Source organism: Burkholderia sp. BCC1996, from assembly GCF_905339955.1.
Lineage (GTDB): Bacteria > Pseudomonadota > Gammaproteobacteria > Burkholderiales > Burkholderiaceae > Burkholderia.
In genome coordinates, this window is record NZ_CAJPHM010000016.1 from 77259 (window position 1) to 95251 (window position 17993).

The following is a 17993-nucleotide window of genomic DNA, read 5'->3' on the forward strand; positions in this document are numbered from 1 at the left end:
GCAACGGGACGCCGAGCGCCCCGTTGCCGCAACCGACCTTAGACCGCGTAGGTCTTGTCGTTCTTCGTCAGGCTCCAGGCGCCTTGCGTGTTGCCGCCCTGGTTGCCGCCGATCTTCTGCTGGGTCTGCTTCCACTGCACGGCCGCGTACTTCAGCGAGAACGTCTCGAGCGGCAGACCTTCTTCGCGAACGCTCGGTGCGATGCTCGAGATGATCACGTACTTGAGCTTCACTTCCAGATACTGCACGCGCTTGCCTTCACCGTCCGCGCGCGAGAAATGGACCGTCACTTCATCGAACGTGGTGCCGCCCGACGCGTGCTGATACAGCAGCGGGCTCGACGAATCGATTTCCTTCGTGAAAATCATGTCGCCGTGCTCGCAGCGCGTCATCGTGTGACCGCCTGCGGTCGATGCCGTTGCCGAACGCGGCTGAACGATCGAGTGATCCCACGATTTCAGCTCGATCCAGCCTTGATGGTCCTTGTCCGCGGATTCGCCCTTCACCGCCGGACTACCAAACTGCAAGTGCATATGTAACATGGCCCTTCGACTCCCCAAAGAGGTGGTTTTAACGTCCTACCCAGGCGGCCCGCCCGGGCGATTTACTCGCTTATGAATTTGCCGGTTTGGGCAGATCAGCGACAAGTCGCAGAGAAATCGAGAGTTCGTCGAGCTGAAAGTGCGGACGCAGGAACGCGACCGAACGATACGAGCCCGGCTTGCCCGGAATCTCCGACACTTGTATGGATGCCTCGCGCAGCGGAAATTGCGCCTTCTGTTCCTGCGATGCGTTGTCGTCGAGCAGGACGTACTGCGAAATCCACCGGTTGAGGAAAGTCTCCACGTTCTGCGCCGATGCGAAGCTGCCGATCTTGTCCCGCATCATCGCCTTCAGGTAGTGCGCGACGCGCGATACCGAGAAGATGTACTGAAGCTGGGCGGACAGGACGGCGTTCGCATTCGCGCTGTCGGTGCTGTATTTTTTCGGTTTCTGCACCGATTGCGCGGCGAAGAACGCAGCGTAATCCGAGTTCTTGCAATGCACGAGCGGGATGAAGCCGAGGTCGCTCAGCTCCTTCTCGCGGCGATCGGTGATCGCGATTTCGGTCGGGCACTTCAGCGCGACTTCACCGTCGTCGGTCTTGAACGTGTGGGTCGGCAGGTCCTCGACGAGACCGCCGCCCTCGACGCCGCGGATCGCCGCGCACCAGCCGAAGTCGTCGAACGCGGCCGTCAGGCGTGCCGCGAAGGCCCACGCCGCGTTGCACCACAGGTACTTGTCGTGCTCGGTGCCGTCGACGTCCTCGACGAAGTTGAAGTTCTCCGCCGTCTGGCCGTCCTTCGGATTGAACGGCAGGCGGCCGAGGAAGCGCGGCAGCGTGAGGCCGACGTAGCGCGAGTCTTCCGAATCGCGGAACGACTTCCACTTCGCGTATTCGACGGTGTCGAACACCTTGCCGAGATCGCGCGGCTTGCCGAGGTCGGAGAACGACTCGAGGCCGAGCAGCTCGGGCGACGCCGACGCGATGAACGGCGCGTGCGCGGCCGCCGCGACGTGCGACATCTGCTCGATGAAGTACATGTCTTCCGGCTGGCGCGAGATCTCGTAATCGCCGATCAGCGCACCGAACGGCGAGCCGCCGAACGTGCCGAACTCTTCTTCGTAGACCTTCTTGAACAGCGCGCTCTGGTCGAACTCGCTCGCGCCCTTGAAGTCGCGCACGAGGTCGCGCTTCGGTGCGTGCAGCGCCTTGATCTTGATCGTCTGGCCGGTGTTGCTTTCCTTGACCAGGTAATCCATCCCGCGCCACGTGCTTTCGAGGCGCTGGAATTCCGGCGCGTGCATCACCGCGGACAGCTGCGTGGAGATCAGGCGATCGAGTTCCGCGACGCGCGCGTCGATCGTCGCCGACAGGTTGTCCGACACGATCACCGTGCCGTCGAGCACCTGGTGCACGAGTTCGCCGATCAGGTCCTTCGCACGTGCATGCTCGGAATCGGATTTCGCGACCTTGCTCTTCTCGACGATGTCGTCGAGCAGCGAAGTCCCGGCGGCGTATTCCGCGCCGCTCGCTTGGGCCGCAGCCGTTTGCTGGTTCATCTCAACACTCCGTCGTCATTCGCCGTCTTTGTCGCCGCCGGTGCCCTTCGCGAGCTCCTGCAGCTGCTGCGTGTTCTTCAGCACTTCGGACAGCAGGTCCTCGAGCTTGTCGTTGCCGGCGAGCTTGTTGCGCAGGTCGGCGAGCTTCGAGCGCGCCTCGAGCAGGCGGCGCAGCGGCTCGACCTGTTCGACGACTTCGTCCGGGCTGAAATCCGACAGCGAACGGAACTTCAGGTCGACCGCGAACTTGCCGCCTTCCGGGCTCAGGCGGTTTTCCACCTGGAACGCGGCACGCGGCTCGATCGCCTTCATCACGTCGTCGAAGTTGTCACGGTCGATGTTGACGAACTTGCGGTCGCGCAGCTTCGGCTGCTCGACTTCCGACTGGCCCGCCAGATCGCCGACGACCCCGACGACGAACGGCAGTTCCTTTACCTCGATCGCATCGCCCTTCTCGACCTCGTAGGTCAGCTGGACGCGCGGCGGCCGTATTTTCTGCAAGCTTTTCTGAATGCTTTCTTTCTTGGCCATCTCGACGGCTCCCAGGTTAGTTGTGGTTATCGCGTCAGTTGCGGTCAGTTGCGCAGTGCGCTGAACGGATCGGCGCCGCCCTTCTGCGGCGCGGTGTTGCCCGACGCCGTCGGCGTGGTGGCAGCACCGGCGGCGACCTCGGTTGCAGCGCCGGCGCCGGCCTTCGGACGGTGAATCTGGCGACGCACGACCTTGCGCGTTTGCGTCTTCTGCTCCGGCGGGAACAGCGCCGATTCGCCGAGCGTGTCGCGCAGCTGCTTCGCGAGCGCCTGCGCGTCCGACTTCGCATCGCCCGCGAGCGACGAATCCTGGCGCAGTTCGCCGAGCGACTGCGTCGCGATCCGCAGCCCCGCGACCGCGAGCACGCTCTTCGCCTGACGGTCGGTCGCATCGCGCTGCAGTGCTTCCTGCGCGGCGACGATCGCCTGGCCGTAGTGATTCTGGGCAAACTGGATCTGCGCGATGCGCGACCACGGTTCCTCGCGCGTCGGATCCGACTTCGCGAGCTGCTGGTACAGGCCGAGCGCCTTGTCCTGGTCACCCGATTTCGCGACGGCGTCCGCATCGGCCAGCGACTTGTTGAACACCTCGGCAGACGGCGGCGCCGGCGGCTGGCTCGCACAACCGGCGATCACGCCGCAAGCCAGCACTACCCCAGAAAGTTTTGCGAAGAGACGGTCTTTCATCGTTATATCCACCGGCGCGTGAGTATTAAAATCGTTGAGAATCTGGTTCTTTTGCTTTGCAAGAAGCGCGCGGGTATAGTACCGATCAATTTTTCATAATTCAATCGCTGCGTGCAGAGTAATTCCTTTTAAAATCGTGCGCCACCCCCTCGAAACGCCTCTGGCAGCGGCTCGCCGACGGCTTTCGCATCGACCGGAATGCGCAAGTTTTACTTGGCCTGCAACGCTTTGCGCGAACGACGGAAAAAATTTCCGAAGGCACGCTGCCGGGCGCGTGTGCTTAATAGTTGAACGGCCGATACGCCGGGGATTCGCGGCGAACGCGGAAATACCCGGCAGTTTTGACAGGGAAGTTAAAGGCGGCACGCCGGAAATACGATGAGATCGTCCATGATTCGCTATGCGCTGCCGCTGATTGCCTGCGCGCTCCTGGCCGGATGCGCGGCCGCCCCGCTGCTCGGCTCCGCCGCGAGCGCCGTCATGCAGGCCGCCGGCGTCGGCAAGCCCGACGTGCCGGATGCCCAGAAACCGCCGCGCAACATCGGGCTCACGCTCGCCGCCGCGCCGAACCTCAATGCCGCGAACGATCACAAGCCGCTCGCGTTAGTGGTCAGGCTCTACGCGCTGAAGGATCCGACTTCATTCCAGCAGGCGCCATTCGACGCATTCACCGATCCGACCAAGGAAAAGGCCGCGCTGGGCGCCGATCTGCTGAACGTGCGTGAAATCACGCTGATTCCGGGCCAGCGCTATACGGCAACCGAAAAGCTATCGCGCGAAGCGCAGGCATTCGGCATCGTCGCGCTGTTCCGCGATCCCGCAATCCAGCGATGGAAACTGACGTTCGACCCGGCAAAGTCGGAGAAATCCGGCATAATCATCGGCCTGCATAATTGCGCGATGACGGTCACCGACGGCTCTGTCATCGCACCGCAACAGGGTGCGCCTTCGCAACCGCTGAATTTGCTTTCGTCGGTGACCTGCGGTTAAACATGACGCACGAATGTCATTTAACAAGAGTTAACAAAATGGCGATTAATTCGGGCACGAACAAATCGATTACATCGCAACGCGACATTAACCGGATTTGACATGAGTTATTCGGCCAAGGTGCTGTGGGGGGAAGGGCTGTTCCTCCGGCCTCAACACTTTCAGCGGCAGGACGCGTACCACGAGGCGCGCCTGTTCGAATCCATCCAGGCGATCCAGCCGTACAACTGGGGCGTGCGCTCGGTGCGCATCGACCGCGATGCGCTCGGCAGCAACGTGCTGCGCGTGGCCGAGCTCGCGCTCGTGTTCCCGGACGGCGCGCTTTACGCCGCGCCGCAGGCCGACGACCTGCCGCCGCCGATCGCGCTCGACACGCTGCCCGACGGCATCAACGAATTCGTGTTCTACCTCGCGCTGCACCCGCTGCGCGAGAACGGCACCAACTACAGCGACGATCCCGCCGCCGGCTTCATGACGCGTTTCGTCAGCGAGCAGACGAGCGTCGCCGACAACTTCACCGACGCCGCCGAAGCCGACATCACGTTCCTGAAGACGCAGGTCAAGCTGATCGCGCACAGCGAGCCGCGCGACCAGCTGCTGTCGGTGCCGCTCGTGCGCGTGCGCCGCACCGCGACGTCCGGCTTCGAGATGGACGACAGCTTCGTGCCGCCGTGCCTCGCGATCGACGCGTCGCCGATCCTGCACCAGCGGCTGCGCCAGCTCGTCGACGCGCTGCAGGCGAAGGTGAACGCGCTGTACGGTTTTCACCGCGAACCGTCGAAGAACATCATCGAGTTCCGCTCGGGCGACATCGCGTCGTTCTGGCTGCTGCACACGGCGAATGCCGCGTTCGCGACGCTCGCGCACCTGCACCAGCACGCGGCGCTGCATCCGGAGCGGCTGTTCCAGGAACTGCTGCGCCTCGCGGGGCAGCTGATGACGTTTTCGAAGGGCTACACGCTCGCCGACCTGCCCGTGTATCGCCATGACGATCCGGGCCCGAGCTTTGCGCGTCTCGACCTGATGCTGCGCGAGCTGCTCGACACCGTGATCTCGACGCGCTACTTCGCGATCACGCTCGACGAGGTGCGTCCGTCGTTCCACCTCGGCCGCCTCGATTCGGGCAAGATCGACGACAAGACCGAGTTCTATCTCGCGGTGTCAGCGGACATGCCGAACGTCGAGCTCATCGATGCGGTGCCGGCGCGCTTCAAGGTCGGCGCGCCCGACGACGTCGACAAGCTCGTGCTGTCGGCAATGCCCGGCGTGCGGCTGTCGTACATGCCGCAGGTGCCGCCCGCGATTCCGGTGCGGCCCGGTGCATGCTATTTCCAGCTCGACTCGCGCGGCGCGTTGTACGAGCGCATGCTGCAGGCCCAGTCCGCGATGATCTACGCGCCGACTGGCATCAATGACCTGAAATTCGAACTGATCGCGGTCACATCATGAGCTACGCGCCTTCCCTGTTCGGCGACAACGCGCCGGCCCCGCTGCATACCCCGGCGTCGACCGACGCCGCGTTCCAGGCCCGTTCGCTGCTCGACCTGCTGTACGACGGGTTCTTCATGCTGTTCCTGCTCAAGAACGGCCGCGAGCCGGACAGCGCGAGCGAGTTCAGCACGAAGATCCAGGAGTTTCTGGCGGATTTCGAGCGTGGCGCGAAGAAGCTGAACATCCCGGCCGAGGACGTGTATGGCGCGAAGTTCGCGTATTGCGCGGCGGTCGATGAAATGGTGCTGTCGTCGCAGTTCAAGATCCGCACCGACTGGGAACGCCGGCCGCTGCAGCTCGTGCTGTTCGGCGAGCAGCTCGCGGGGGAGAAGTTCTTTCAGTATCTCGAGGAATGTCGCGCGCAAGGCGCGGCGCGGTTGCAGTCGCTCGAGGTGTTTCATATGTGCCTGCTGCTCGGGTTCCAGGGCAAGTATCTGCTCGAGGGGCCGGAGAAGCTCGCGTATCTGACCGCGCGGCTGGGGGATGAGATCGCGCATATGAAGGGCAAGCGGGCGGCGTTTGCGCCGCATTGGCCGCTGCCGGATCAGATCGCGCATCGGCTGAAGCGGGAGGTGCCGGTTTGGGCGATCGGGGCCGTGTTTGCGCTGGTGGCCCTGCTCGGGTATCTCGGGCTCAATACCTATCTCAAGGACAAGACGCTGCAGGCGTTGGCGCCTTATTCGCAGGTGATCAAGGTCGGGCCGGAGTCGGCGAATTTGACGATTTCGTTGCCTTGAGGGGCAGGCTTTTCGTTCGGATGTTGACGCTTCGTGAAGAAAGGACCGCTCGGCGGTCCTTTTTTACTGTGGTGCGTGGGGCGCGTCGTCGTGCGTCGTGCGTCGTGCGTCGTGCGTCGTGCGTCGTGCGTCGTGCGTCGTGCGTCGTGCGTCGTGCGTCGTCAGAGCAGAATGAATTCCTCGTTGTCGACGTAGAACACGAACGCGTCGAACAATTGCGCGACGCTCGGTTCGTCGACCTGGTCATGCGCGTTGATCACGATGTCCTCGATCGTCGCGCTATTCAGCGTGACGCGCCAGCCGGGTTGCGGTGCGGTAGCGGGCGGCGTGGCGGCTTCGGTGAATGCGCCCTCTGTATCGAGCGTCCACGGCATCGGCGGCAAACAGAGCCAACCGGAAAAATCGCCGGGATGTTCGAGAATGTGTTTCAGCGACGCGGCGGTCGCGGTGATGGTCGACATGGGTATTGCGGTGGTAACGGGACTGGAGTCAATACGCCCGAGCCAAGATGCGGCGGTTGCACAAGCGTGTCTGCGCAGCGGCGCTCGTGTCGAGCAAGGCGTGATTATGCCAAGTTCGTATGCGCGGGGTTGGCGCTGTGGCGGCTGTCGGTCAGTTGGCTCATGTAATACCGTCATTCGGGACCACGTCTAGTTTCCCGCGTCGGACTGCCCTTCAGGGTTGGTAGCGGACCGTTTCGTAGATCTTGGCCATGCCCTGCTTCGGCGGCGCGCTCGTTCGCGGCCAATCCGGACGAGAAGATCACGCAGGTCCAGCCCTTGCCACAGACCTTGCTGGTGACGAGATCGAGACGATGCGCGTAGAGTTCGTCTTGATTGAAGATCGTGTGCATATAGCGCGAAGCAAGCGCCGGATACTTGCCGTTCAGCATGAACGGTGCAAATTCCGGCTTCGTGTACTGGGCGGGCTTGTCGTCGACCTGGCTCTCGTACAGGTACTGCGCCGTACCTTCGGAAGAAGGTGCGACCTTGGTTCGCAGCACCTGAACGACGACGTCCAGATTCAGTACCTCGAATGCGGATTTGTCGGCTTCGATACTAACTCCTCGGCCATCGGTGCCCTGGAGCGGATCGTTTGCCGTGATCCGCCAATCTGCCGGAAGCTGGAAACTCAAACCATTGGCTTTGAAGAGCTTCGGATGCATCAGATCAGGGGCCGCTGCAGCTCTCGGCCAGAAATCGTCGGCATATGACGCTGTTACGAACGACAAGAGGATAAAAATTACGGAACGGATCGCATAATAACCATATCAAGTCACATCCTGGCCAATCCCAGTCTGACTCCGCCAAGACTACTTGCGAGTTGCTTCGCCTCGCCCCAACTATCGAACCCAATGGCCGAATGTGCGCTCTGCTCCGGGGGAGCAGTCGGTCAGTTTGGCATCAACCGGCCGGCGGGATACCCGTTGTGAACCTGACTCCCTTCTTCGTGGCACGCAATACAGCGTCAGCCAGTTGATCCCCCACGACAATGTATGTCGGAGAGTCGTATTGCCGGCCAATACCATTGGCAGAGAAATCGGAGCGCAAGATCATCTTTTTGAAGCCGACTTTGGCATCAGGGAATCCCGATATTTTCACCACTATCGGCTCAGAAGCGTCGTGATCGACCACGTCAACTTTCCTCATCGGATTGAGAAGAAAGTATGAGCCACCGATAGCCTCTCCATTCGATTTAATAACTGCCGGAATGAACTGTACGTCGCCGTCAATCGCCAGCTCCTCAATCGCAATACGCACCGCTTCGCTTACGAGCGGAATCAAGATGTCCGACCAGATGACGCCGTAATCTTGAATCTTTGAAAGACCCTTTTTGGGAAGCTCGAATACCAATGGATCAGATCTTACGAGGCGAGTTGCCGCCTGCAACTCGAAGCGATCCACGCCATTTTTTACCTCATCGTAGAGCGCCATCCGACTTTCCGGATAGTCCGCCTCTGTGGTCCAGATTTTCGTCATATTTCCTCACTCAGTTTGGACACGCCCATGATCGATGGTTCTTGTTGAGCATACGGTTCCCTGCTTTCAGCTCGGCCCGCTCTCGTGCAATGATTCCGCGCAGAGCCTGGTCATACTGTTTCTGGCCCCAACCCTGCTGCTTTCCTATCGTCACGTCATTGTTGATTTCTCATTCATCTGCGAGATCTTCTCGCAGTCATCGGCGTATGGGCGTTTCGTGATGCGTATCGATCCACCGCATCGGGGTCGGCGCATATTGATAGAGGTTATCGCCACCCGCAAGATCGATCGAATCCTTTGATACGATTCGCGCTTGCAAGGCTAATTTCTGAGAACAAAAAAAGTATCCACGACCTTGCCCTTCGATTTCAAATTTCTCAACCGTACGAATTCAGGCGTCGAAAATCCTCCACCCATCTTCAACTCCTCCAGTTTGTGACCGGCATATTCACACGCCTCGGCCGACAAAATAACCTCCGCACCATCTTTTGTATTTCTAAAGCCATCGTCACTTCCCCGCCCGATCTATCACTCACGAGCGTTTCGAATTTTTGACGTTCCTTGAGACCATTGAGCGTCCCGAGGAATACCTCACCCTCTTTCAAATCAAAGATGAATGAAATTCCACCAAATTCCCGCAACACCGCCAACATCGCTGCCCTTTATTTTCAACATCTGACCCCGAAACTACAGCGGGTTCTTCGTACGATGCCCGCGGCCTTCGAAATTCGCGCAATCATCTCCCCGCTTCGCCCCACGCCTTATACGACGCCGTTCGATCGTGTGGGTCAAAATTCGATGAAAATTGCTGCCTCAGGTGGGTCAATTTTGCGTGGACATCAACAGCTGGTTCACAATGCAGGTTTCCACGCTAGTCAGAAGGTTCGCGTTCATTTCGAACACGGCAAGCTCACCATCACCGCCACCTGAACGCCGAGTTTCAACACATCACACAAACAACAAGGGCCGCTCTCGCGGCCCTTTTTATCTATACCCGTGACTCAAAATACCATATCAAGAAATCATTAAATGTAGCCCAGCGAGCCGGGATCTTCCCATTTATGAAATCGTTTAAAACCGAAATATCGAGATCGTAGACAGCACCATCATCCTTACTGTACAGGTACATACCTTCGCTTTCATCCGACGTTAAAGCCAGATACTGCTCCGGAATACCGTAGCGATCCCTAACATAATCCGTTTGGTCCGGAATTGCGGGAATAGATGGCCCCTCGATATCAAGCAACTCAGCAACAGGTCGCGAACTTATAAAGCCACCCTGATACTTGAGGTAGAACTGCCCAAAATCAGTATCCGAAGCAACGCCCAGATCTTGAAGTGCCCTCATGGCTGCTTTCGGATCACCTCTGGCGACGTCACCGGTAGATCCAGCCAGATACTGATCGACTGTTGATGGAATCACAGATTACACCCTCCATTTTTTGATGCATTTGCCTCTGCCGCGCGATCCTGCCAGTATTGCTTTCGATCAATGTCAAAGGCATCGCGATCAACGGGGAAATCAGGATTCTTTTGATTTCCATACGGATGCAATGCCTCGCGACCTGCGCCCCTGGCAGCCCTATGTGTGCTGGTTGTTACTTCGAACAAGGGACCGGTTGATTGTTGACGAGAATGGTGCAATTGAATCTGCTGAGGCACGCCGTCTTTCATCATAAATGGCGCACCACCTTCCATTGCTCGTTGCAAATTGGTTTTCCCTCGATGCTCCATATCCCAATCAATATCCTGCTGAAAAACAGTGTACGTGAGACCTGTACCTTTCTTACACGGCCCCCAGCTCCCTTTCTTGAAGCGACTCAAACCCAGCGGATCGATCCACTCTACAGGGTTGAGCGCGTATTGATAGACATTGATACCTCCCGCGAGACCGATCGGGTCCTTGCTAATAAACCGGCCACTACTCGGATCATAGTACCGATACCGGTTGTAATGCAGCCCCGTCTCGTCATCTCCCTGCTGCCCCTGAAACCGCAGCGGATTCCTCGCCGTGATCCCAGCTGCCTTCGACACTCGCGCAATGACCTCCCGCGCTTCGCCCCACGCCTTATATGACGCTTCCCACACGACATCGCCGTCGTCATCCGTCAGCAACTGCGGCGTCCCGATCTGATCGCAGTGGTAATAGAACGGCACCGCGTCACCCCGCCGCTCCGGCATCTTCTGCAGCGGATCATCCTCCGGCACGTAGCGGTCGGTACTCTTCCACTCCGGCGTCGAGATTCCCTCAACCGGTTCCGCCACATACTGCGCCAGCGGCACAAACGTTCCCGGCTCGTACAGATAGTGTGTGCCACGCTCGCCATCGCTCTCGTACGCCAGCGTGTCGCCATCCCATCCGAACACCGTCCGCTCGCCATTCACCTCCTTCGCGATCCGACGACCGAACGCATCATAGAAATACCGTGACTGACTCTGCCGCGACGCCTCCGCAACCCGCGCCGACAGCAAGCGATTGAACTCGTCCCACTCGTATTCCTGCTCCCCCGCCGGCGTGCGCTTGCGCACCAGATTCCCGCGCGCGTCGTACTCGAAGTGCATCCCCGCATACGCCTTCAGCAGATTGCCCAACACCTTCGGCACCTCGACCGGCAACGTGCTTTCCGGCCGCACCGGGCTCGAACGGGAGGCCGGCGTTTCGGTGGATCGCACCGGATCGATGATGTTGCTCGCCGGGTCGAACGCAAACCGCTCCTTCGCGACCGGACTGATCGCCTCGATCAGCCGCCCGACCGGATCGTATCGATAGTCCGTCCCGCCCTTGCGACTATCCTCGATCCGCGACAATTGCCCGACCGCGTCATAGCGATACCGCCGCTCGGCGAGCGGCGCGGGCGAGGTCGATCGCTGGATCGTCTGCTGCAGTACGCGTCCTGCCGGATCGTAATGCGTGCGCTGTCCGACCTTGCTGGACAACACGCGTACCGTCTCGCGATGCAGGTCATCGCGCTCGAATTGCACACGCTCCTCGCCATCGAGCAGCATCCCGTGCACATGCCCCGAGCCATACATCAGCCAGTCAACCGCATGCCCATCCGGCCGCACGGTACGTCGTCGGTTGCCGAGCTCGTCGTATTCGTGGTGCCAGACGTAGCTACGCCGCTCGCCGAACAAATCGTACGCGTGATGTTCGCGCACCAGATTGCCGACCGGATCGAAGAAGAACTGCACGCGGCTGTACCGGTTCACTGCGTCGATCAGCCTGCCGCTCCGGTCGTAGGCAAACCGTTCCTCGCTTTCCCCCGCCACACGCTTCATCAGGCGACCGTTTGCGTCGACGTCGATCGACGTCACGCAACCCGCTTCATCAACCGAAACAAGGCTGCCGCTGTCCGGGTCGTATTGATAACGCGTCGACTTGCCGTCAAAACCGATTTCCTCGATCAACCGCCCTGCCGGATCGTAGTGGAACTGGTACGTCGCAAGGTTCGCATCGGTCAGCGCGGTCAAGCGGCCGAGACGGTCGTAGCGATACGCAATCGTCTGCCCGAGCGCATCCGCGCGGCTCGCAATACGACCCGCTGCATCGTAGCCGTATCGGGTCGATCGATTGAGTTGATCCGTATGCCGCAACAACCGGCCTTCAGCATCGTATTGCACGTGCTCGACACCGGCCGGCGAACGCGTCTCCGTCAATTGGCCATTCGGGCCATAACCATAGGCAACCACGCCACCGGACGCGTCCTTTGTCTCGATCACGCGGCCGATATCGTCGTACCGCCACTCCGTCTTCTTTCCGGAGCAGTCCGTGTAGCTCGTCAATTGCCCGGCGTCGTTGTATCCAAGCGCCTTCGAGCCGCCCTTCGCATCGGTGATCTGCGTAGGCAGCCCCTTGTCGTTGTAGGCGTACTTCGTCGCATGCTCGAGCGGATCGATTTCCTCGACGAGATTGCCCGCATCGTCGTACTTGCGCTGCCACACATGCCCGTTCGGATCGACGAGCCGGATCATCCGATCCTTGTCGTCGTATGCCATCTCGACGATGCTGCCGTCCGCGCGCTCGTGCCAGGTCCGGTTGCCACGTGCGTCATAACGCATCTGCTCGATGCTGCCGTCCTGCAGAATGTGCAGCGTCAGATTGTTATGCTCGTCGCGCCGGAACCATTCCTCGCTGCCGTCCGGATAGGCGATTCGATAAACGTATCCCTTGATGTTGAAGTAATAGCGTGACATCTGACCGAGCGCATCGGTCACGTAGGTCAGCCGAATGTTCGGATGCCATGCAAGGCGGATATCGAGGCTGCCGTCGTCCGCGTACTCGCGCACACATTTCGCGTTCGCGTTGTCTTCAGCGTCCGCGCCGTCCCATTCAAGCGTCATCCCGCGGCCGGTGCGATCGGTATAGCGTGTCACGAGATGGCGGTTGTACTGATAGCTCCACGCGTTGCCATACCGGTCGGTTGCGCGCACGAGGTCGCCCGCTTCGTCATAGGCGTAACTCGCAAGCGTACGGCGCTTTCCATCGTCGAGCACCTGCTCGATCAGCACGATCCGGCCTTGCTTGTCGTGCTCGAACGACAGCACGTTGCCGCTCGCATCGATCAGGCGTGCCACGCGGTCGAGTGCGTCGTAATCGAGCGTGATCGCATTGCCCGCACGGTCCTTCTGCATCGCCAGCCGGAACGCATTGCCGCGCCGTTCATACACGTGAAGCTCGTCGTGGCCGTATGCGATCGCGACCCACGTCTCGTCCAGACGCGTCAGCGTCAGGTTTTCCGCGAGATCGTCATGCACACCTCCGGCTGCAAGCGCTCGATATTCGATGCTGCGCCCGCTGGCATCGCGAAAGAACCATGTATCGCCTTCGACATCGAGGCGCGTCGTATACGGCGTGAGCCACCGCGCGCCAAGTTCCCCGTTGTCGTATGCGGAAAGGCGCGACCGGTACGTGCGCGCCCAGACGAGCGGCAGTGCGCCGGGCAGTTCAAAGTCCGTGTGAGTGAAAGTCTCATCGCCGAAAGCAAAATCGATCGACCCGGTCGACGCGCCAATTCCGCAACTTTTACAAGGACTCTGGCCGGCACCTTCCGCATGCGCCTGCTGTCCGATCGCACCCGCCGGCTCCTGAGGACGATCGTGCTGCGCGCGCCCCTTGCCGCCGGGCGGCACGTCGGCGGTCTTTTCGTGAAGCTTCCCGCGTGCGCGCACCCTTGCCACGGCCTCGATCACTTGCGCGATCAGCCACAGCATCTTGCCTTCTTCGCTGCCGTTCAGATCGCGGATCGCCTTCGCGACTTTCGGCGCCTCGTCCTTCAGGAACGCGACGATATCGCGGAACGGTTGCAGCCACGAATCCGGAGCAAGCTTCGCAGCAGTCCCGACCGTCGCGTTCCCGGCTTCCTTCCCCAACGCGATCGAACCTTCGTAACCGTACTCGATCGCATCAACCACCAGCATCGGGTTGTACCAGGACCGCTTGTCCATCTTCCGGGCGATCTGCGCAGTACGCCGCACGTTGGCGCTGCTGTCGAAAATTTGCCCTTTGAGGGCGAGTTCCAGCCCGGTAGCAATACCGAGCATCAACTCCTGCGCCTTATGCGCGCAGTCGTTCAGCAGTTCGACAAGAACGTCCTGCAGGGTCTTCAGGAAGTTCTCGATTTCGGTCGCGGCCGCGGCGTTGACATGCGTGACGAGCACCGAAATGAGCGCCGCGCCGAGATTGCCGCGAGACACCAGCAATTGATTGCGCACGAGCGCCAGCAGCGGCCGTGCCGACAGTCGAAACGATGCCAGCGGCGGCGGAACCGGAATGACGCCGATCAGGTTGATCGCAAGCCCAAGGTAATCGAGCAGATTGGCGTGGCGCTTCTCGACGATCATCACGATGTCGCACACCGCATCGTAAAACGCCATCAGGTTGCCGATGATCGGCACCGCGCTTGCGAAGGTCTTGAGATCCTCGAACGAAATGTGATTGCCGCTGATCTTGAGCAGCCACTTGTTGAAACGGTCGCCTCCCGCCGCTACGTCTTTCGGCGAAATATCGCTGAGCCAGGAAACGGCCTGTTCCTTCTCGGCGCCCGGTGGAAGTTGTTGTGCCATGTCGTTGTTCGTTCAATTCGTTTTTTCAAGACGGCTGACAAGCCGCCCTCTCAGGATTTCAGCGGTCCGCCGAACCCGCTCGTCGGCAGCTTCATGCCGGTCGCACCGGCGGCTGACGCCACCGTCGTAGCGCCCTTTCCGGCGATCCCGGCGACACCAGGTAGCGCGCCCTGCAGCGCACCGGATGCCGCCTTCGCGGCCGGCGCGGCCAGCGCCGCGAGCCCACCTTGGCGAGCTGCCTGCACCATCCCGGCCACCTGCTTCGCGGCACTGCCCAGGCTCGATGCCGTCTGTAGCGCGGAAACCGCGCCTGCCCCACCCAGCGAACTTGCGGCAGCCGGCAACGCGGAACTCGCCAGTCCGCCCAACGCAGCACCGGCTCCACCTCCGCTCGCAAGCCCCATCGCAGCCGTTGTCGCCGCAGGCGCCATCCCCTTCAACTGGCTCGCGAGCTGGTCCGTCGCCGCGGCTTGCGCCGCCTGCGGCGACGGCTCGACGGGCTCGACCGGCCACTGCGCCTGCTTGAAGTAATTTGCGGGTTGAGCCGACTCGCGCGGATCCTTCCCGAACTCGACACGCACCGCACCCGGCGGCAAACCGCTCACCGCCGTATAGCCGCTGTTGTCGAGCGCCCCTTTCTTCAGCACGGCGCCGTTCACGTCTCTCACCGTGAACAGGCCGCCCTTCACCGCCTCGCCGTTCACGTACTTGTGAAACAGCTCCAACTGCCCCGGCTGGTCCGGCCGCGGGCTCGGCAGCGGATAACCCATGTTCGCCGGCCCCGCGAACGTATGCGACGCGCCCTTCACATCGACCGCACCCGGCGTATGAATCTCGATGTTGCCGTCCTTGATGCGGATATAGCCGCCGCCGCTCGTCAGCAGAATCCCCTGGTCGGCCGCGATCTCGATCCGGTCGGTTGCGGACACAACCTTCACCGCCTTCTGTGCCGTCACCTCGACGTTGTCCGACTGCGCCTGGATCTCGACCTTGCCCTTGCCGGCGAACAGCTTCATCCCCGCGTTCTGAACGAACAGGCTCAGCTTCTGCCCGATGCTGCCGATCAGCGACTTGCCTGCGGCGACGTGCACGCTCTGTCCGCTCGCGACGTTCACGTGATCGTTCGCGACCACGTGCAGCGACTGCTGTGTCGACATCCCGATCCCCGACGGGCTGCCGAACAGCATCACCGGCTCCTTGAACGCATTCGCGCTGCCCGTGCCGCCGCCCGCCGTGCGTCCACCGGACGCGTTGCCCGACGCGCTGTCCTGCGTCGCGTCGGTGAACGCGCGCATCGTGTCGTGGGCTTCCTTGAGGCTTTCCGCCTGATGCTGCTCGCTCACGCCCGACATCGCCTCGACCAGGCTTTCGCCCGTCACCAGTTGCTGCTGCGCTTCCTTCACGTCGAGCGGCTGGCTGTTCGGCGCCTTCGGGTGCGTAGTCACGTACAGGCCCTGACTCGCCCGCACCGCGCCATACGCATCCGAACGCAGATCGAACCCGCTGCCCAGATACGACCCGCGCGAATTGCCGTTCTGGTCGATCAGGTAGCCCAGATGCAGCAGGCTGTTCGCGCTGCTGCTCATCAGCTGCACGCGGTTCTGCCCGGTCGCGTCGTCCATCACGAGATGGTTGTAGCCGCTGCCCGAATACTCTTTCGATCGATACCCGGACAGAATCCCGTCGCTATGCCACTGCGGCTGGTTCGCGCCGTTGTACACGCGCCCGACTGCCAACGGCCGGTCGCAATCGCCACCCACGTAGTCGATCAGCACTTCCTCGCCGATGCGCGGCACGTGCACGCCACCGTAACCGCCGCCGGTATCCGACTGCACGACGCGCACCCAGCACGACGCGTCCTCGTTGCCGGGGTTCAGACGATCCCATACGAACTGCACACGAATCCGGTTCAGCTCGTCCGTATAGACTTCCTCGCCCTGCGGCCCGACGACGATGGCCGTCTCGAGATGCATCTTCGGCTTCTCGTGCTCGAACGGGCTTCGATACGGCACGCTCACGCGCTGCGCTTCGACCTCGACGAGATAGAAGCCGACCGAACCGTCGTCATGCGGGACGCGAAACGCGGCGTCAGCACCGTAGCCCTCCTGCGCTTGCGTCAACGCGTCGCGCAGGCTGTACGGAAAGTCCGCGCTGCTGCTCGCGACGGGCAGGTTGTTCTCGATCCACCATTCGACGCCGATCGCCGCGAACTCGCGCTGGTCGGCCGGATCGCGATCGTGTTCGGGATGATCCGCCAGCGTAAAACGACGGCCAGCATCGATCGCGCGCACGCCGCCCGCGCCGTGGAAGCGCTTCGCTTGCGACTCCCATTCCTCCATCCGCAGCTTCGTCAGATGGTCGCCGCGCGTCTGCTCCAGATACGTGTACGCACCGGTGTACTCGTAGACTTCGAGCTGGTCGGGCAATTCGCCCTGGCCGCCCATCGTCGGCAGCGTCGTGCCCTTCGGGTTCGACGGTTGCGACGGATTCTTGTAGTCGAACGTGCGCGTCGTCCGGGTCACGCTCTGCAGCGTGCGCGAGCCCGACCATTGCGTGAACGCGTCGGCTTCGCTCGCCGCGCCGCCCCGATAGAAGCGCACGGTCTCCGGCGACAGCGGCGCGAACGCCTGCAGGTTGTCGGTGATCACGAGCGTATGCGACTTGCCGTCGTCGGCCTGCTGCCATGTGCTGTAGAGGCCTTCGCTCTCCATCAGCCGATGCACGAAATGCCAGTCGGTTTCGTGCTGACGCGTGTATGAACGGCTCGGCAGCGGTTTCGACAGCGCGAAGCGGAAATGCCCCTGCGCCTGCGGATGCTGGTTCAGCACGTCGCTGATGATCTGGTCGACGGTCGTGTCGTTCCAGAGCCGCTGGTCTCGGCGAAACTTCAGGAAATGGGAGAAATCGGCGAACGTGAGCTGATAGGTCGTGAGCCCGCCGTCGGCGCCGAGGCGGCGCGCGGTGTGCACGTACCCGTTGATCGGCCGGTAGCTGCGATCGCCTTGCTGGATCCACAACGTGACCGGCTGCGCGATCAGCTTTTTAAGCTCCAGATCGCTGTCGGTCGACAGCACATCGAGCGTGAATTCGTACGCGCGCCCGATGCGCGACCGGCCCACGGCCCGCTGCACGGTCAGCACGTTGGCGCCCAATGGCGTATCGAGCTTCAGCAGCCGGTCCTGCTGAAGCAACCCGCCGCGCAATGCGGCAACAGTGTTCTGCATGTTCATGGCAACGGCCTTTTCTTCTTTTGACGCGCCCTCGGATGGCGCGTGATGCGATTTTCGCTCGCGCGATTTTACAGACAAATTACTAGCCGACTCGGAAAATGACCTGATTTAAAAGAGTATTTTTAATCGTCGGTCCGAACGTCCACGGCAAACCTTTCTAACGCGCGTCCAGCGCTCACGTGC

14 protein-coding genes are annotated in these 17993 nt (G+C 61.2%); 4 read left to right on the top strand and 10 right to left on the bottom strand.

The genetic code is table 11. From position 1 onward, the window contains the following. Positions 1-38 precede the first annotated feature (38 nt). The 4 genes from U4Z64_RS22975 to U4Z64_RS22990 all read right to left on the bottom strand — a co-directional run bounded on the left by U4Z64_RS22975 (position 39) and on the right by U4Z64_RS22990 (position 3320). Positions 39-542, bottom strand: coding sequence for an Hcp family type VI secretion system effector (locus tag U4Z64_RS22975; RefSeq protein WP_006477093.1), 504 nt, complete (start codon positions 540-542; stop codon positions 39-41). Between the two features lie 70 nt (positions 543-612). After that, positions 613-2103 (bottom strand): type VI secretion system contractile sheath large subunit, encoded by a 1491-nt coding sequence (gene tssC / locus U4Z64_RS22980; RefSeq protein WP_006751237.1) that lies wholly within the window; start codon positions 2101-2103, stop codon positions 613-615. Positions 2104-2118: 15 nt separating this feature from the next. Continuing rightward, positions 2119-2634 (bottom strand): type VI secretion system contractile sheath small subunit, encoded by a 516-nt coding sequence (gene tssB / locus U4Z64_RS22985; RefSeq protein WP_044845930.1) that lies wholly within the window; start codon positions 2632-2634, stop codon positions 2119-2121. 44 nt (positions 2635-2678) lie between these two features. Beyond that, the gene (locus U4Z64_RS22990; RefSeq protein WP_044845931.1) at positions 2679-3320 is read right to left on the bottom strand and encodes a tetratricopeptide repeat protein; all 642 of its coding nucleotides are present in this window, start codon (positions 3318-3320) and stop codon (positions 2679-2681) included. A gap of 378 nt (positions 3321-3698) precedes the next feature. Here U4Z64_RS22990 and tssJ point away from each other — a divergent pair, with 378 nt between their 5' ends. The 3 genes from tssJ (at position 3699) to icmH (ending at position 6538) form a co-directional block, all read left to right on the top strand. Then, complete coding sequence (tssJ, locus tag U4Z64_RS22995; protein WP_044845932.1) at positions 3699-4310, top strand: type VI secretion system lipoprotein TssJ; 612 nt, start codon at positions 3699-3701, stop codon at positions 4308-4310. 102 nt (positions 4311-4412) lie between these two features. Continuing rightward, a complete protein-coding gene (gene tssK / locus U4Z64_RS23000) occupies positions 4413-5759 on the top strand; it encodes a type VI secretion system baseplate subunit TssK (RefSeq protein ID WP_124487867.1) in 1347 nt (448 codons plus the stop codon). Further along, the gene (gene icmH, locus U4Z64_RS23005; protein ID WP_044845934.1) at positions 5756-6538 is read left to right on the top strand and encodes a type IVB secretion system protein IcmH/DotU; all 783 of its coding nucleotides are present in this window, start codon (positions 5756-5758) and stop codon (positions 6536-6538) included. Before tssK ends, icmH begins: the two co-directional genes overlap by 4 nt. A 161-nt stretch (positions 6539-6699) precedes the next feature. Here icmH and U4Z64_RS23010 read toward each other — a convergent pair whose 3' ends face one another. The 3 genes from U4Z64_RS23010 to U4Z64_RS23020 all read right to left on the bottom strand — a co-directional run bounded on the left by U4Z64_RS23010 (position 6700) and on the right by U4Z64_RS23020 (position 8472). Then, positions 6700-6999 carry a hypothetical protein gene (locus U4Z64_RS23010; protein WP_321821177.1) on the bottom strand — a complete coding sequence of 100 codons (300 nt, stop codon included), beginning with the start codon at positions 6997-6999 and terminating at the stop codon, positions 6700-6702. A gap of 173 nt (positions 7000-7172) precedes the next feature. Then, on the bottom strand, positions 7173-7703 hold the full coding sequence (locus tag U4Z64_RS23015) for a hypothetical protein (protein WP_321810697.1): 531 nt from the start codon (positions 7701-7703) through the stop codon (positions 7173-7175). Between the two features lie 238 nt (positions 7704-7941). Continuing rightward, on the bottom strand, positions 7942-8472 hold the full coding sequence (locus tag U4Z64_RS23020; RefSeq protein WP_321821178.1) for an imm11 family protein: 531 nt from the start codon (positions 8470-8472) through the stop codon (positions 7942-7944). 657 nt (positions 8473-9129) lie between these two features. Here U4Z64_RS23020 and U4Z64_RS23025 point away from each other — a divergent pair. Further along, complete coding sequence (locus tag U4Z64_RS23025; RefSeq protein WP_321821179.1) at positions 9130-9447, top strand: hypothetical protein; 318 nt, start codon at positions 9130-9132, stop codon at positions 9445-9447. A 58-nt stretch (positions 9448-9505) separates the two neighbouring features. Here U4Z64_RS23025 and U4Z64_RS23030 read toward each other — a convergent pair whose 3' ends face one another. The 3 genes from U4Z64_RS23030 to tssI all read right to left on the bottom strand — a co-directional run bounded on the left by U4Z64_RS23030 (position 9506) and on the right by tssI (position 17810). After that, positions 9506-9865, bottom strand: a complete 360-nt coding sequence (locus tag U4Z64_RS23030; RefSeq protein WP_321801720.1) for an SMI1/KNR4 family protein — start codon at positions 9863-9865, stop codon at positions 9506-9508. Between the two features lie 71 nt (positions 9866-9936). Further along, positions 9937-14580: an RHS repeat-associated core domain-containing protein gene (locus tag U4Z64_RS23035; protein WP_321821180.1), complete on the bottom strand. Its 4644-nt coding sequence runs from the start codon at positions 14578-14580 to the stop codon at positions 9937-9939. Between the two features lie 50 nt (positions 14581-14630). Then, the gene (gene tssI / locus U4Z64_RS23040; RefSeq protein WP_321821181.1) at positions 14631-17810 is read right to left on the bottom strand and encodes a type VI secretion system Vgr family protein; all 3180 of its coding nucleotides are present in this window, start codon (positions 17808-17810) and stop codon (positions 14631-14633) included. Positions 17811-17993 lie beyond the last annotated feature (183 nt).

What these genes read in the sequence shown, in the direction of transcription:
- U4Z64_RS22975 (WP_006477093.1), bottom strand. Translation starts at nt 542, where the DNA reads ATGTTACATATGCACTTGCAGTTTGGTAGTCCGGCGGTGAAGGGCGAA.
- tssC (WP_006751237.1), bottom strand. Translation starts at nt 2,103, where the DNA reads ATGAACCAGCAAACGGCTGCGGCCCAAGCGAGCGGCGCGGAATACGCC.
- tssB (WP_044845930.1), bottom strand. Translation starts at nt 2,634, where the DNA reads ATGGCCAAGAAAGAAAGCATTCAGAAAAGCTTGCAGAAAATACGGCCG.
- U4Z64_RS22990 (WP_044845931.1), bottom strand. Translation starts at nt 3,320, where the DNA reads ATGAAAGACCGTCTCTTCGCAAAACTTTCTGGGGTAGTGCTGGCTTGC.
- tssJ (WP_044845932.1), top strand. Translation starts at nt 3,699, where the DNA reads ATGAGATCGTCCATGATTCGCTATGCGCTGCCGCTGATTGCCTGCGCG.
- tssK (WP_124487867.1), top strand. Translation starts at nt 4,413, where the DNA reads ATGAGTTATTCGGCCAAGGTGCTGTGGGGGGAAGGGCTGTTCCTCCGG.
- icmH (WP_044845934.1), top strand. Translation starts at nt 5,756, where the DNA reads ATGAGCTACGCGCCTTCCCTGTTCGGCGACAACGCGCCGGCCCCGCTG.
- U4Z64_RS23010 (WP_321821177.1), bottom strand. Translation starts at nt 6,999, where the DNA reads ATGTCGACCATCACCGCGACCGCCGCGTCGCTGAAACACATTCTCGAA.
- U4Z64_RS23015 (WP_321810697.1), bottom strand. Translation starts at nt 7,703, where the DNA reads ATGCATCCGAAGCTCTTCAAAGCCAATGGTTTGAGTTTCCAGCTTCCG.
- U4Z64_RS23020 (WP_321821178.1), bottom strand. Translation starts at nt 8,472, where the DNA reads ATGGCGCTCTACGATGAGGTAAAAAATGGCGTGGATCGCTTCGAGTTG.
- U4Z64_RS23025 (WP_321821179.1), top strand. Translation starts at nt 9,130, where the DNA reads ATGAATGAAATTCCACCAAATTCCCGCAACACCGCCAACATCGCTGCC.
- U4Z64_RS23030 (WP_321801720.1), bottom strand. Translation starts at nt 9,865, where the DNA reads ATGAGGGCACTTCAAGATCTGGGCGTTGCTTCGGATACTGATTTTGGG.
- U4Z64_RS23035 (WP_321821180.1), bottom strand. Translation starts at nt 14,580, where the DNA reads ATGGCACAACAACTTCCACCGGGCGCCGAGAAGGAACAGGCCGTTTCC.
- tssI (WP_321821181.1), bottom strand. Translation starts at nt 17,810, where the DNA reads ATGAACATGCAGAACACTGTTGCCGCATTGCGCGGCGGGTTGCTTCAG.